Source organism: Chromobacterium indicum (assembly GCF_039708975.1).
GTDB lineage: Bacteria > Pseudomonadota > Gammaproteobacteria > Burkholderiales > Chromobacteriaceae > Chromobacterium > Chromobacterium piscinae.
The window spans coordinates 289,129-302,406 of record NZ_JAYFSJ010000006.1 but is presented as its reverse complement, the minus strand read 5'-3'; the positions used below and the strand labels follow the sequence as shown (position 1 = coordinate 302,406).

Annotated in this window: 12 protein-coding genes and 1 rRNA gene; 8 read left to right on the top strand and 5 right to left on the bottom strand. The window is 66.3% G+C overall.

All coding sequences use genetic code 11. From position 1 onward, the window contains the following. Positions 1-163 precede the first annotated feature (163 nt). The 8 genes from rrf (at position 164) to VA599_RS10655 (ending at position 8,473) form a co-directional block, all read left to right on the top strand. A 5S ribosomal RNA gene (gene rrf, locus VA599_RS10690) occupies positions 164-278 on the top strand. 405 nt (positions 279-683) lie between these two features. Then, positions 684-4,277, top strand: coding sequence for a trifunctional transcriptional regulator/proline dehydrogenase/L-glutamate gamma-semialdehyde dehydrogenase (gene putA, locus VA599_RS10685; RefSeq protein WP_346788553.1), 3,594 nt, complete (start codon positions 684-686; stop codon positions 4,275-4,277). Positions 4,278-4,410: 133 nt separating this feature from the next. Beyond that, a complete protein-coding gene (locus tag VA599_RS10680) occupies positions 4,411-5,637 on the top strand; it encodes a branched-chain amino acid ABC transporter substrate-binding protein (protein WP_021477158.1) in 1,227 nt (408 codons plus the stop codon). Positions 5,638-5,749: 112 nt separating this feature from the next. Continuing rightward, positions 5,750-6,103, top strand: coding sequence for a cysteine-rich CWC family protein (locus VA599_RS10675; RefSeq protein ID WP_346788552.1), 354 nt, complete (start codon positions 5,750-5,752; stop codon positions 6,101-6,103). A 161-nt stretch (positions 6,104-6,264) separates the two neighbouring features. Then, entirely contained in the window at positions 6,265-6,717 is a 453-nt protein-coding gene (locus tag VA599_RS10670; RefSeq protein ID WP_346788551.1) for a hypothetical protein, read from the top strand. An 18-nt stretch (positions 6,718-6,735) separates the two neighbouring features. After that, the gene (locus VA599_RS10665; protein ID WP_346788550.1) at positions 6,736-7,089 is read left to right on the top strand and encodes a DUF4180 domain-containing protein; all 354 of its coding nucleotides are present in this window, start codon (positions 6,736-6,738) and stop codon (positions 7,087-7,089) included. A gap of 168 nt (positions 7,090-7,257) precedes the next feature. Next, the gene (locus VA599_RS10660) at positions 7,258-8,040 is read left to right on the top strand and encodes an enoyl-CoA hydratase/isomerase family protein (RefSeq protein ID WP_346788549.1); all 783 of its coding nucleotides are present in this window, start codon (positions 7,258-7,260) and stop codon (positions 8,038-8,040) included. 10 nt (positions 8,041-8,050) lie between these two features. Further along, the gene (locus tag VA599_RS10655) at positions 8,051-8,473 is read left to right on the top strand and encodes a VOC family protein (protein WP_346788548.1); all 423 of its coding nucleotides are present in this window, start codon (positions 8,051-8,053) and stop codon (positions 8,471-8,473) included. Between the two features lie 7 nt (positions 8,474-8,480). Here the strand turns inward: VA599_RS10655 and bluB are convergent, their stop codons facing one another. From bluB to VA599_RS10630, 5 genes are read right to left on the bottom strand one after another with little or no spacing between them, the layout of a single operon-like run. Beyond that, complete coding sequence (bluB, locus tag VA599_RS10650; protein ID WP_346788547.1) at positions 8,481-9,128, bottom strand: 5,6-dimethylbenzimidazole synthase; 648 nt, start codon at positions 9,126-9,128, stop codon at positions 8,481-8,483. Further along, positions 9,125-10,417: a cobyrinic acid a,c-diamide synthase CobB gene (locus VA599_RS10645; protein ID WP_346788546.1), complete on the bottom strand. Its 1,293-nt coding sequence runs from the start codon at positions 10,415-10,417 to the stop codon at positions 9,125-9,127. Before VA599_RS10645 ends, bluB begins: the two co-directional genes overlap by 4 nt. After that, positions 10,417-11,019 carry a cob(I)yrinic acid a,c-diamide adenosyltransferase gene (gene cobO, locus VA599_RS10640; RefSeq protein ID WP_346788545.1) on the bottom strand — a complete coding sequence of 201 codons (603 nt, stop codon included), beginning with the start codon at positions 11,017-11,019 and terminating at the stop codon, positions 10,417-10,419. Before cobO ends, VA599_RS10645 begins: the two co-directional genes overlap by 1 nt. A 29-nt stretch (positions 11,020-11,048) precedes the next feature. Beyond that, a complete protein-coding gene (locus VA599_RS10635; protein WP_021477148.1) occupies positions 11,049-12,071 on the bottom strand; it encodes a FecCD family ABC transporter permease in 1,023 nt (340 codons plus the stop codon). Next, on the bottom strand, positions 12,068-13,036 hold the full coding sequence (locus VA599_RS10630; RefSeq protein ID WP_346788544.1) for an ABC transporter substrate-binding protein: 969 nt from the start codon (positions 13,034-13,036) through the stop codon (positions 12,068-12,070). Before VA599_RS10630 ends, VA599_RS10635 begins: the two co-directional genes overlap by 4 nt. Positions 13,037-13,278: the final 242 nt, after the last annotated feature.

Below are 13,278 nucleotides of genomic sequence, written 5' to 3'. Positions count from 1 at the left end.
GAACAGGACCGTGAAACGCCTTAGCGCCGATGATAGTGTGGCATTCGCCATGTGAAAGTAGGACACCGCCAGACGCCTCATACGATAGCGCCGAGTCCATGCGACTCGGCGCTTCGCTTCGAGAGAAGCGAATCCAGAATTACGCGACAGCGTTCACGTTTTTTCTGGCGACCATAGCGAGATGGTCCCACGCCTTCCCATCCCGAACAGGACCGTGAAACATCTTAGCGCCGATGATAGTGTGGCATTCGCCATGTGAAAGTAGGACATCGCCAGATTCCCGATAAAAAGCCCCAGGCATTAGCCTGGGGCTTTTTGCGTTTCTTGCTCCGGGCTGGGCCGGAGGTGAAATTTTTTGTCGCATCCTGCTGCTGTATATTAATCTGATCTATGAAATGCAGACAGTATTCGATTGCTATCAAATCTGAAATCCGTGTCGGTTTGGCGCGATATCGGTGCGGTAAATCGGGAGAGGCTGCAGGCGGGAAGTTGGTTTGATCATGCCTTTCGGGTGGCGGCGCGCGTGGTTTGATCCGCTTGGAAAGCCTTGCGCTGACTGATTTTGATAGCGTTTAAGTGCTAAAGAATATTTTATATTGTCAAACAAAACTGTCATCTCTTGTATACAATAGACGGTTCACCCGGACGCGAGGCCGGGGCTGCAAACAATATCGGAGAAACCCATGCAATTCGAATCCTTTGCTCATCAGCAGTCCGCTCTGCGCGACGCCATCACCGCCGCTTATCGGCGCGATGAACGCGAATGCGTACAGGCGCTGTTGTCGCAGGCGGCGATGAGTCCCGAGCAGGTCGCATCAGTACAGGACTTGGCACGCAGGCTGGTGACCGAGGTGCGCCGTGAGCGTACCCGCTCCAGCGGCGTGGACGCGCTGATGCACGAGTTCTCGTTGGACAGCAGCGAAGGGATCGCCCTGATGTGTCTGGCGGAGGCGCTGCTGCGCATCCCGGACCGCGAGACAGCCGACAAACTGATCCGCGACAAGATTTCCCGCGGCGACTGGAAGGCCCACCTGGGCAACAGTTCGTCGTTGTTCGTCAACGCCGCGGCCTGGGGCCTGCTGGTGACCGGCAAGCTGGTTTCCTCGCACAGCGCCAATGGTCTGTCGGCCGCGATGACGCGCCTGATCGCCAAGGGCGGCGAGCCGCTGATCCGCAAGGGCGTCGATATGGCGATGCGCATGCTGGGCAAGCAGTTCGTCACCGGCGAAACGATTGAAGAGGCGCTGGCCAACGGCCGCGAGCGCGAAGCGCGCGGCTACCGCTTCAGCTACGATATGCTGGGCGAGGCGGCGATGACTGAGGCTGATGCCCAGCGTTACCTGAAGGACTACGTCACCGCCATCCACGCGATCGGCAAAGAGTCGAACGGCCGCGGCATTTACGACGGCCCCGGCATCTCGGTGAAGCTGTCCGCCATCCACCCGCGCTACAGCCGACTGAAGCATGAGCGGATGATGACCGAGCTGCTGCCGCGCTTGAAGGCGCTGTTCCTGCTGGCCAAGCAGTACAACATCGGCCTGAACATCGATGCGGAAGAGGCCGACCGCCTGGAAATCTCGATGGATCTGGTCGAGGCGCTGGCCAACGATTCGGATCTGAACGGCTTCGAAGGCATCGGCATCGTGGTGCAGGCCTACCAGAAACGCTGTCCGTTCGTGATCGACTTCCTGATCGACCTCGCGCGCCGCACCGGCCATCGCTTCATGGTGCGCCTGGTGAAGGGCGCTTATTGGGACGCCGAGATCAAACGCGCCCAAGTGGACGGCTTGCCTGGCTATCCGGTGTATACGCGCAAGGTGTACACCGACGTGTCTTATCTCGCCTGCGCCAAGAAGTTGCTGGCCGCCCAGGACGCGATCTATCCGCAGTTCGCCACCCACAACGCCTACAGCCTGGCCGCGGTCTACAATCTGGCCGCCGGCAAGGATTACGAATTCCAGTGCCTGCACGGCATGGGCGAGACCCTGTACGACCAGGTGGTGGGCAAGGACAAGCTGGGCAAGGCCTGCCGCATCTACGCGCCGGTGGGTTCGCATGAGACGCTGCTGGCCTACCTGGTGCGCCGCTTGCTGGAAAACGGCGCCAACTCCTCCTTCGTCAACCGCATCGTCGACGAGAGCGTATCCCTTGACGAACTGGTGACCGATCCGGTGGCCGAAGCGGCCGCCTCCGCTGGCATGCCGCACAGCAAGATTTCGCTGCCGGAGGCGCTGTATGGCGACGGCCGCCGCAATTCCAAGGGCCTGGATCTGTCCAGCGAGCACGTGCTGGCCACGTTGCAGCTGGGCCTGCAGACGTCGGAACAGCAGCGCTGGGCGGCGTTCCCGATGCTGGGCGACGGCGATGTCACCGACGGCGAACTGCTGGAAGTGCGCAATCCGGCCGACCATGCCGATGTGGTGGGCAAGGTGTTGGAGGCCACCGCCGCCGATGTGGACCGCGCGCTCGCGCAGTCGGCGGGCATCGCCGCTGCCTGGGCCGCCACGCCGGTGGCCGAGCGGGCCGCCAGCATCCGCCGCATGGCCGATCTGATGGAAACGAATATGCCGGCTCTGATGGGCCTGGCTGTGCGCGAGGCGGGCAAGACGCTGAACAACGCCATCGCCGAAGTGCGCGAGGCGGTGGACTTCTGCCGCTACTACGCGGCGCAGATCGTTTCCGAGTTCGACAACGCCAGCCACCAGCCGCTGGGGCCGGTGGTGTGCATCAGCCCGTGGAACTTCCCGTTGGCGATCTTCATCGGCGAAGTCGTCGCGTCCTTGGCCGCCGGCAACACCGTGCTGGCCAAACCGGCCGAGCAGACCAGCCTGATCGCCGCCTACGCGATTCGCCTGCTGCACGAAGCCGGCATTCCGCGCGCCGCGCTGCAGTTCCTGCCGGGCCGCGGCGAGGTGGTCGGCGCAGCGTTGACCGGCGACGCGCGCATCCAGGGCGTGATCTTCACCGGCTCCACCGAAGTGGCGCAGATCATCAACCGCACGCTGGCCAAGCGCCATGACGATCCGGTGCTGGTGGCGGAAACCGGCGGCATGAACGCGATGATCGTCGACAGCTCGGCGCTGCCGGAGCAGGTGGTCACCGACGTGCTGAGCTCGGCTTTCGATTCCGCCGGCCAGCGCTGTTCCGCGCTGCGGGTGCTGTATTTGCAGCACGACATCGCCGACAAGGTGGTCGCGATGATCAAGGGCGCGATGGACGAGCTGAAAGTCGGCAATCCCGCCAAGATCACCACCGACGTCGGCCCGGTGATCGACGCCGAAGCCCAGGCCGGCCTGCTGGCCCACATCGCCAGGATGAAGAACTCCGCCCGCGCGATGCACCAGACCAAGCTGTCCGCCGAGTGCGAGCAGGGCACTTTCGTCGCGCCGACGCTGTTCGAGATCGACAACCTCAGCGAGCTGAAGCGCGAAGTGTTCGGCCCGGTGCTGCATGTGCTGCGCTACGCAGCGTCGGATCTGGACAAGGTGGTGGCCGAGATCAACGCCACCGGCTACGGCCTGACCCACGGCATTCACAGCCGAATCGACGAAACCATCGCCGACATCTGCGGCAAGATCAAGGTGGGCAACATCTACGTCAACCGCAACATCGTCGGCGCGGTGGTGGGCGTGCAGCCGTTCGGCGGCGAGGGCAAGTCCGGCACCGGCCCCAAGGCCGGCGGTCCGTACTACCTGTACCGTCTGACCCGCGCCGCCTGGCAGCCCAAGCTGGCGGCCGCGCATCAGGCCGCCGATCTGTCCGCGCTGGATGCGCTGGCCGCCGCGGCGAAGGCGCAGGGTCTGTCGCTGGACGGCGTCATCGCCGCCGCGCGCAAGGAAAGCCCGCTGGCGCATAATGTAATCTTGCCGGGTCCGACCGGCGAGAACAATGTCTTGTCCTTCGCCGGACGAGGCCGTGTCGGCTGCGTGGCTGACGACGCGCAGGCGCTGGCCGAGCAATTGGCCGCCGTTTTCGCCGCGGGCAACCGCGCGGTGGTCGCCGATGGCGAACTGGGCCGTCGATTCGCCTCCGCCCTGAACGGTCATGTATCTCTTGTGGCCGATGTGCTGGAAGCGGACGTCGAGGCGGTGTTGTACGCCGGCGCAAAGGCTGAGGAGGCCCGGCGCGAGCTGGCCGCCCGCGACGGCGCGCTGGTTCCGCTGATCCTGCGCGGCGAAAATGGCTACAATGTGCATCGGCTGGTGGTGGAGCGCGCGCTCAGCGTCAATACCACGGCGGCAGGCGGCAATGCCAGCCTGATGAGCATGACCGAATGATCAACTTGCCAGCCTCTGGCCGCGTTGGAATAATGCGGCCAGAGTTTTTACTTTAAGAGCAAGACTGGGATCCGGCCCCAAGCCGGTTGTGTAGAAGCGCGAAGTTGAAGCAACAAGGAAGAGGAACGAAGAGATGCAAGTATCCAAGCTGTCCACCCTGACCCTGGCGGTTGCAGCCGCTGTCGCCCTGTCCGCCTGCGGCAAGAAGGAAGAAGCCGCGCCCGCGGCCGGCGCCTCGGCTCCGGCCCAGGCCAGCGCCGGCGGCGACGTGATCAAGATCGGCTTTGCCGCTCCGCTGACCGGCCCGCAGTCGCACTACGGCGAGGAATACAAGAATGGCGTGACCCTGGCCATCGAAGACGCCAACGCCGCCAAGCCGACCATCGCCGGCAAACCGGTGACCTTCGAGCTCAATGCCCAGGACGACCAGGCCGATCCGAAAACCGCCACCCAGCTGGCGCAGAAGTTCGTCGACGAGAAAGTCGCCGGCATCATCGGCCACTTCAACTCCGGCACCGCCATCCCGGCTTCCAAGATCTATTCCGATGCCGGCATCCCGATGATCGCGATGGCCACCTCGCCGGTGTTCACCTCGCAGGGCTTCAAGAACACCTTCCGCTCGATGACCTCCGACACCCAGCAGGGCAGCGTGATGGGCAAGTTCGCGGTTGAGAAGCTGCACGCCAAGAAGATCGTCATCGTCGACGACCGCACCGCTTATGGCCAGGGCCTGGCCGACGAGTTCGAAAAGGCGGCCCGCGCCTCCGGCGGCGATGTGGTAAAGCGCGAGTTCACCAACGACAAGGCCACCGACTTCACCGCCATCCTGACCTCCATCAAGGGCGCGAATCCGGACGTCGTGTTCTACGGCGGCGCCGACGCGCAGTCCGCGCCGATGGTCAAGCAGATGAAGCGCCTGGGCCTCAAGGCTCCGCTGATCTCCGGCGAAATGACCAAGACCCCGACCTTCCTGCAACTGGCCGGCAAGGAAGCCGACGGCACCATCGCCTCGCTGGCGGGCCTGCCGCTGGAGCAGATGCCGGGCGGCAAGGACTACGAGACCCGCTACAAGGCCCGCTTCAAGGCCGACGTGGCAACTTACTCGCCGTACGGCTACGATGCCACCCGCGCGCTGATCCAGGCGATGGAGCAGGCCAACTCAGCCGATCCGAAGGCCTACCTGCCGGTGCTGGCCAAGATCACCCACCAGGGCGTGACGTCCAGCAACTGGACCTATGACGACAAGGGCGATCTGAAGGATGGCGGCATCACCGTCTACAAGGTCCAGAACGGCCAGTGGACCGTGATGGAAACCGTGGGCGGCGGCGCGGCGGCCAAGGACGCTTCCGCAGCCAAGTAAGCGGATTCGCTTCACGGCAAACGGCGCGGATATCCGCGCCGTTTTTGTTTGCGCGGACAAGCGGCGAGGCGCGCGCTAATATCGTCAACGACACATTCAAAGGGAGGGGCGCATGAAACGGGCAAGCATGGAAACGCCGCCGCCGTCGCCCTGTATTGGCGTATGCCGTCTGGACGACAGCGGGCAGATCTGCACCGGCTGCCGCCGTACGCTGGACGAGATCGCCAGCTGGTCCAGCTACGGCAAGGAACAGAAGGAACAGGTTTGGCAGCGGTTGTTGAAGCTGCCGATGCCGGTGCAGGCCAAGACCTGTCCGCAATGCGGCAATGGCTTCACTTGCGGCGCGGGCGGAGAGAGCGGCGGCTGCTGGTGCGCGGATCTGCCGCTGGAGCTGTCGCCAAGCGGCGCGGACAGCGACTGTCTATGCCCGGTCTGTTTGCAGAAGCGGTTGATATCCGGCAGTTGACGCAAGTTCCATGCGGCGCTTTCTTTGTTATCTCTCGTGTTTTTGCGGCGGCGCGTGCTGTTTGGGCTTGCCATGGATGCGGCGCGCGGATTTAAATGCCATTGTGCTTGATGCGATGTTTCAGAATGGCATGATCGGCTGATCGCAACGGAGATCCCACCATGAAAGCAAGCGGAGCGGAAGCGGGGGCGGCTTGGCCGTCCAGCTTGGAGGCGGCGTTGGATGACAGGCTGGCGATGTTGAGGCGGCAAATACGGGAGCGGGCGCAGGAGATTTCCAGCGCCCAGTCCGGAGGCGGCCCGGCCGCGGTCGAGATGGATGTCAGCGCGCTGGGCCAGGCGGTGGACGAGCTGCTGCAAGGGCGCTCGGTGGCGGAGCGGCCCGGCTTCTTTGATCTGTTTCCCCCTTTTACCTGCGTATGCGCGCTGCTGTGCCTGGCTTTCGCCAGCTTCGGACTGTTGTTTCCGCTGTTCGCCGATTCGGTGGCCGGCGCAGGCAAGGGCTCGGCGCTGGTGGCCGGTTTTCTGGACATCGCCAAGATCTTCGCCGGCGCGATCGTCGGCTCCACTTCTTCCGTTGTGCTTTCGGCTTCGCGCGCGCGCCGTTCCGGCTGATTTCGCTTGGGAAAAAATATGGCTTATCAAGTGTTGGTTTCGGGCGAGCATCGCGCGCTGGAATGGCGTGGCGAGTTGAACGACGCGTCCCAGGCGGTCGAGCTGGTTTCCGCCTGCATCGGCGAAGGCTGCGAACGCTTGCTGATTTCGCATGAGGTTTTGCCAGCGGCTTTTTTTCAGCTGAGCAGCCGCTTCGCCGGCGAATTCCTGCAGAAGCTGCAGAACTATCGACTACAGACCGCGGTGGTGATAGACGCGGAGCGGGACTATGGCGAGCGTTTCGGCGAATACTTGCGCGAAGCCAGGCGCGGACGTTTCTCGCGGCTGTTCCTGAGCCGGGAGGAGGCGCTGGACTGGCTGGCGGCGAGCTGACAGTCGCCGCCGCGCTGCCGATAGATTGGCGCGGGCGCCCGCAAGCTTCGCCGGCGGTTGATTCGAGGCGGGTTGCGCCTGTTCGGCGTGGACGAGCCCGGCGGTTCGGAAGGCTCGATCTTACAACTTGATGCCGCGCCCTGGCGGCGCGGCAGGCACGGAGGCGGGATGCTGGAACGGGATGTGGTGCGCAGCAAGGCGGAGGGCGGCATCGCGCGGCTGGAGCTGAACCGGCCAGACTGTCTGAACGCGATGAACCGCCAGCTGCTGCGGCAGCTGCTGGCCGCGCTGGAATGGGCTGCGGCCGACGACGCGGTGAGGGCGGTGATCATCACCGGCCATGGCCGGGTGTTTTCCGCGGGTGCCGACATCCGCTATCTGAACCGGGCGCCGGCGGCCGAAGTGCGGGAGCTGGCCAGGCTGGCGGTGGCGGTCACCGGCCGGATCGAGACGCTGGGCAAGCCGGTGCTGGCCGCGATCAACGGCGACGCGCTGGGCGGCGGCCTGGAGATTTCTGAGGCATGCGCTTTGCGGGTGGCGGCCTCGCACGCCCGCTTCGGCCATCCGGAAGTGAAGATAGGCGCGGTGGCCGGTTTCGGCGGCACGACCCGCTTGCCCAGGCTGATCGGCAAGGGCAGGGCGGCGGAGATGTTGCTGACCGGCAGGCTGATAGACGCCGACGAGGCCTGTCGGCTGGGCCTGGTCAACCGGGTGGTGGCGGCCGAAGCGCTGATGGCCGAGTCGGAGGCGCTGCTGGGCGAGGTGCTGGCCCAATCGCCGCTGGCGGTGAGGCTGAGCTGGGAAGCGATGCATCGCGGCTTGTCCTTGTCCGAGGACGAATCGGCGCGGCTGGGCGCAGACTACTTCGGCCTGGCGGCGCAGAGCGAGGACTTCCGCATCGGCACCCGCGCTTTTCTGGACAAACGGACGCCCAAGTTCAAGGGGCGGTGAGGAGGCGATCATGAAGCCGCGCATCACCTTGCTGACGCTGGGCGTCGATGATCTGGAACGCTCGTTGGCGTTCTATCGCGATGGGCTGGGGTGGCCGAGCGAAGGCATCGTCGGCGCAGAGTTCGAGCACGGCGCGGTCGTTTTTTTCGAGCTGGAAGGCGGGCTGAGGCTGGCGCTGTTTCCGCGGGATAGCCTGGCGCGCGACGCCGGCCTGCCGCGGCAGCCGGCCAGCGCCACCGAGTTGACGATAGGCCACAATGTCGCTTCCCGCGCGGAGGTGGACGCGGTAATGGCGCAGGCCAGCATGGCCGGCGCGGCCATCGTCAAGCCGGCCCAGGATACGTTCTGGGGCGGCTACGCCGGGTATTTCCAGGACCCCGACGGCCATCTGTGGGAGGTGGCGTGGAATCCGGAATGGAGCGTGCCGGAGTGATCGTCGCTCAGGCTTCGGGCCAGCGGTCCTGGTAAACCAGATCGTCCAGCTTCTGCCGCCGCGCCCAGTTTTCCTGTTCCAGCATCGGTTTCTCGTAAAAGGCCTCGACATGGCCGATGCACAATATCGCCACCGGCCGCGCGCCATCCGGCATGGCCAGCAGGGCGGCGAGCTTGTCCGGGTCGAAGATCGACACCCATCCCAGGCCCAGCCCCTCGGCGCGGGCGGCCAGCCACATGTTTTGGATCGCGCAGGCCACTGAGGCCAGGTCCATTTCCGGCAAGGTGCGGCGGCCGAACACATGGCGCTCGCGGCCGTCCATCAGCGCCGCCACCAGCACTTCGCCGCATTCGAGCAAGCCTTCCACCTTCAGCCTCATGAATTCTTCTTCGCGCTCGCCGAGCGCGCGGGCGGTCTGGATGCGCTCCTCTTCCACCAAGGCATGCAACTGGCGGCGCAGCTCCGCGCCGCGGATGCGGATGAAGCGCCAAGGCTGCATGAAGCCGACGCTGGGCGCCAGATGGGAGGCGGCCAGCAGCCGTTGCAAGGTGTCGGGGTCGACCGGGTCCGGCTTGAAGTGGCGCATGTCGCGGCGTTCGCGGATGGCGCGGTAGACGGCGTCGATGTCGGATTGCGGATAACGGTGAGGATTCATTGCAGAAACAAGCTCGCGGCGGCTAGGGGATTGGACGGAAAGTAGGCGTGAAAATAGCTGGCCAGCAAGCTGCCGCGGCGGTACAGCGCCTCGCCGCTTCCGGCGCCGCTGGCGCGGGCCGCGCGGGCGATAGGCTCCAGCGCCGTCTCCAGCCGGGTGTAGTGAAAAGTGTGGCCGCGCAGCGCGCCGCCGGGGAAGGACATTTTCTGCAATCCCAGCCCGCATAGCCTGTCTTGAAGGACCGCTTGGCCGGGCAGCAGTTCCAGCATCGCCGCGCTGGCGCCGTCGCGCTTGGTCAACCGGTCCAGCAGATAGAGCATGCCGCCGCACTCGGCGTACAGCGGCTTGCCGGCTTTGACGTGTCCATGCAGATCCGCTTTCAGCGCCGTGTTGGCGGACAGCGTTTCAAGATGCAGCTCCGGGTAGCCGCCGGGCAGGTAGACCGCGTCGCAGTCGGGCAGCGCGGCGTCGGCCAGCGGTGAGAAGAAGGCTAGCTCCGCGCCCAACTGGGCCAGCATCTCAAGATTAGCCGGGTAGACGAAGGCGAAGGCGGCGTCGCGGGCGATGGCGATGCGTTGGCCGGCCAGCAGCTTCGGCACGTCGGCTGGCACAGCAGCGGGAAACGCCACCGCTGGCGGCAGCGCGGCCAGCGCGGTGCCGGCGATTTGCGCCGCGGCGCGGTCCAGCCTGGCGTCGAGATCGGCGATTTCCGGCGCCTGAACCAGGCCCAGATGGCGCTCCGGCAGCCGCACGGCCTCGTCGCGGCGCAGCGCGGCCAGCAGCGGCGGATGGGGGGGCAGCTGCTGCGCCAGCATTTCGGCGTGGCGCTCGCTGGCGACATGGTTGGCGATGAAGCCGTGAAAGGCCAGGCTGGGACGGAAGCTGGCCAGGCCATGGGCGACGGCGGCGAAGGTCTGCGCCATGCCGGCGGCGTCTATCACTGCCGCCAGCGGGATGTCGAGCAGGGCGGCCAGATCGGCGCTGCTGGGCGTGCCGTCGAACAGGCCCATGCTGCCTTCCACCAGGATCAAATCGGCGTCGTCGGCGGCCTGATGCAGGCGGGCGCGGCAATCGTCCTCGCCGTTCATCCACAGATCCAGGCCGTAGACGGTATGGCCGCTGGCCCGCTCCAGGATGTAGGGATCGAGGAAGTCCGGCCCGGTTTTGAACACTCTCACCCGGCGTCCCAAATTGCGGTGGTGGCGGGCCAGCGCCGCCGTCACCGTGGTCTTGCCCTGGTGGGAGGCGGGCGCGGTCAGAAACAACGCCGGGCAGGACCGCGGCGTCATCAGAACTCCACCCCGCGCTGCGCCTTGATGCCCTGCTCGCGGTAGGGGTGCTTGACCAGCCGCATCTCGGTGACCAGGTCGGCGGCCTCCAGCAAGGCTTCCGGCGCGTGGCGGCCGGTGACGACCACATGCTGCATCGCCGGCCGGGCGGCGAAGGCGGCCAGCACTTCGTCCAGCGGCAGGTATTCGTATTTCAGCACCACGTTCAATTCGTCCAGGATCACCATGTCGTAATCGTCGCTTTCCATCATCGCCAGCGCCTGCTCCCAGCCCTTGCGCGCGGTGGCGATGTCGGCTTCGCGATCCTGGGTGTTCCAGGTATAGCCTTCGCCCATGGTGTGGAAGTCGCAGTTGTCGAAACCGCCCAGCAGGTCGCGTTCGGCGGTGTGCAGCGCGCCCTTGATGAATTGCACCACGCCCAGGCGCATGCCGTGGCCGACGGCGCGCAGGCCCATGCCGAAGGCGGCGCTGCTCTTGCCCTTGCCGGTGCCGGTATTGACGATGAGCAGGCCTTTCTCGCCGGTGGCGGCGGCTTTTTTCTTCTCGAAGCCCGCCTTGCGCTTTTCGGTCATGCGCTGATGGGAGGCCGGATCGGTTTTCATAGTGTCGTCCTTGTGTGGGGCCGGCGCCGTCAGCGGCGCAGCAGCCAGATGAAGAAGGCGCCGCCGACGGCGGCGGTGCCGACGCCGACCGGGATGTCCTCCGGCGCGATCAGCGTTCGCGCGGCGGCGTCCACCCAGATCAGGAACAGCGCGCCCAACAGCGCGCAGGCCGGCAGCAGGCGGCGGTGGTCGGCGCCGACGCAGCGGCGGGCGATGTGCGGAATCATCAGGCCGACGAAGCCTATCGCCCCGCTGACCGCGACCATGGTGCCGGTCAGCAGCGAGGAGGCGGCGAACACCGCCAGCCGCAGCCGGGTCACGCGTATGCCCAGCGTGACTGCGGTCTGCTCGCCGGCCATCAGCGCGTTCAGCGGCCGCGCCACCGCCAGCAGCGCGATCAGCCCCAGGCACAGCGCGGCCAGCGGCGCCGGCAGCAGCTCCCAGCGCGCCTGGCCCAGGCCGCCCAGCATCCAGAACAGCACCGCCGAGGCCGAGCGATGGTCGCCCAGATACAGCATCAGATTGGCCAGCGCCATCAGCAGGAAAGACACGGCCACGCCGGCCAGCAGCAGCCGTTCGGCTTGCAAGCGGCGCTGGCGCACGGCGATGCCGGTGACCAGCAGGGTAGCCAGCAAGGCGCCGGTGAAGGCGGCCAGCGGCAACGTGGCGCCGCCCAGCACATTGCCGCTGAACAGCAACACCGTCACCGCGCCCAGCGTGGCGCCGGAGCTGACGCCCAGCAGGTGCGGGTCGGCCAGCTGGTTGCGGGTGGTGGCCTGCAGCGCCGCGCCCACCAACGCCAGGCCGGCGCCGACCATGCCGCCCAGCAGCACGCGCGGCAGCCTAAGCTGCCAGATGATCAGGTCCTGGCCCGGCTGCCAGGCCGGCGCCACCGGCAGGCCCAGTTGGTGCAGCAGCACATTGGAGCTGACGGCGAACTCGACCGGCGCGGCGCCCAGGCCGGAAGCCAGCGGCAGCGACAGCGCGAGCAGGGCCAGCAAGGCGCCCAGCAGCGGCCAGGCCGGCGGACGGTTGACGGCGGCGCGGATCACTTGGCGAAGGCCTCCGGGTGCAGGCCGCGCGCCAGCGCGATGATTGCGTCGGCATTGGCGATGCCGGGCGTGGCGCTGTCGTAGGGCAGCACGATGAAGCGCTTGTCGCGCACCGCCGCCATCTTGTTCAGCGCCGGATGGTTTTGCAGGAAGGCGATCTTCTGCTGAGCGGTGACCTTGCCGTAATCGATGATCACGACGACTTGCGGATTGCGCGCCACCACGGTTTCCCAGTCGACGCGGGTCCAGCTGGCGTTGACGTCGTTCAGGATGTTGCGGCCGCCGGCGGCGCGGATCAGCGCGTCGGGCATCGCCAGCCGGCCGGCGCTGAAGGGGCGGTCCTCGCCGCTGTCGTAGACGAAGACCGACGGCGTGGCCTTGCGCTTGGCGACGCGGGCGGCGACGCCGTCCACCTTGGCGCGGATGTCGGTCACCACTTTCTGCGCGCGCGGCTCCACGTCGAAGATGCGGCCGAGGTTGCCGATGTCGCGGTAGACGTCGTCCAGGCTGGCCGCCGGGCGCTTCATCACGTGGGCGCATGATTCGCTGAGCTCGTAGACATTGATGCCCAAGGGCGCCAGCGAGGCCGGCGTCACCGGGCCGCCGACGCGCAGGCCGTAGTTCCAGCCGGCGAAGAAGAAGTCGGCGTTGCGCGCCAGCAGCGCTTCCGACGACGGATAGTCGCCCGCCAGCTCCGGCAGCTTGCCCAGCGCTTGTTTCAACGGCGCGTTCAGCTTGTTCCAGGCGCTGATGCCGGTATAGCCGGCCATGCGGTTCTGCAGGCCCAGTGCCACCATCATCTCGGTCAGGTTGATGTCGTGGCTGACGGCGCGCTGCGGCGCGCGCTGAAAGGTGACCTTGCGGTTGCAGCTGTCTATGGTCAGCGGGTAGGCGGTGGCGTGGGCCTGGGAGGCCAGCAGCGCGGCCAGGCCGCAGGCGATGAGCAAAGGCGGGTTCAGTTTCATGCGTTTTCTTCTTCCAACAGGGTGATGCGGGGATGGCCGGCTTGCGGGTGGCGGTCCACCAGCGCGCGCACGCCGAACACCTCGGCCAAAAGCCGGGGCGTCAATACGGTTTCCGGTGCGCCGCTGGCGACGATGCGGCCGTCCTTGAGCGCGTACAGGCGGTGGCAGAAGGCGGCGGCCAGGTTGAGGTCGTGCAGCGTGGCGACGGCGGAGATGCCCAGCCGGCGCACCAGGCGCAGCAG

What these genes read in the sequence shown, in the direction of transcription:
- putA (WP_346788553.1), top strand. Translation starts at nt 684, where the DNA reads ATGCAATTCGAATCCTTTGCTCATCAGCAGTCCGCTCTGCGCGACGCC.
- VA599_RS10680 (WP_021477158.1), top strand. Translation starts at nt 4,411, where the DNA reads ATGCAAGTATCCAAGCTGTCCACCCTGACCCTGGCGGTTGCAGCCGCT.
- VA599_RS10675 (WP_346788552.1), top strand. Translation starts at nt 5,750, where the DNA reads ATGAAACGGGCAAGCATGGAAACGCCGCCGCCGTCGCCCTGTATTGGC.
- VA599_RS10670 (WP_346788551.1), top strand. Translation starts at nt 6,265, where the DNA reads ATGAAAGCAAGCGGAGCGGAAGCGGGGGCGGCTTGGCCGTCCAGCTTG.
- VA599_RS10665 (WP_346788550.1), top strand. Translation starts at nt 6,736, where the DNA reads ATGGCTTATCAAGTGTTGGTTTCGGGCGAGCATCGCGCGCTGGAATGG.
- VA599_RS10660 (WP_346788549.1), top strand. Translation starts at nt 7,258, where the DNA reads ATGCTGGAACGGGATGTGGTGCGCAGCAAGGCGGAGGGCGGCATCGCG.
- VA599_RS10655 (WP_346788548.1), top strand. Translation starts at nt 8,051, where the DNA reads ATGAAGCCGCGCATCACCTTGCTGACGCTGGGCGTCGATGATCTGGAA.
- bluB (WP_346788547.1), bottom strand. Translation starts at nt 9,128, where the DNA reads ATGAATCCTCACCGTTATCCGCAATCCGACATCGACGCCGTCTACCGC.
- VA599_RS10645 (WP_346788546.1), bottom strand. Translation starts at nt 10,417, where the DNA reads ATGACGCCGCGGTCCTGCCCGGCGTTGTTTCTGACCGCGCCCGCCTCC.
- cobO (WP_346788545.1), bottom strand. Translation starts at nt 11,019, where the DNA reads ATGAAAACCGATCCGGCCTCCCATCAGCGCATGACCGAAAAGCGCAAG.
- VA599_RS10630 (WP_346788544.1), bottom strand. Translation starts at nt 13,036, where the DNA reads ATGAAACTGAACCCGCCTTTGCTCATCGCCTGCGGCCTGGCCGCGCTG.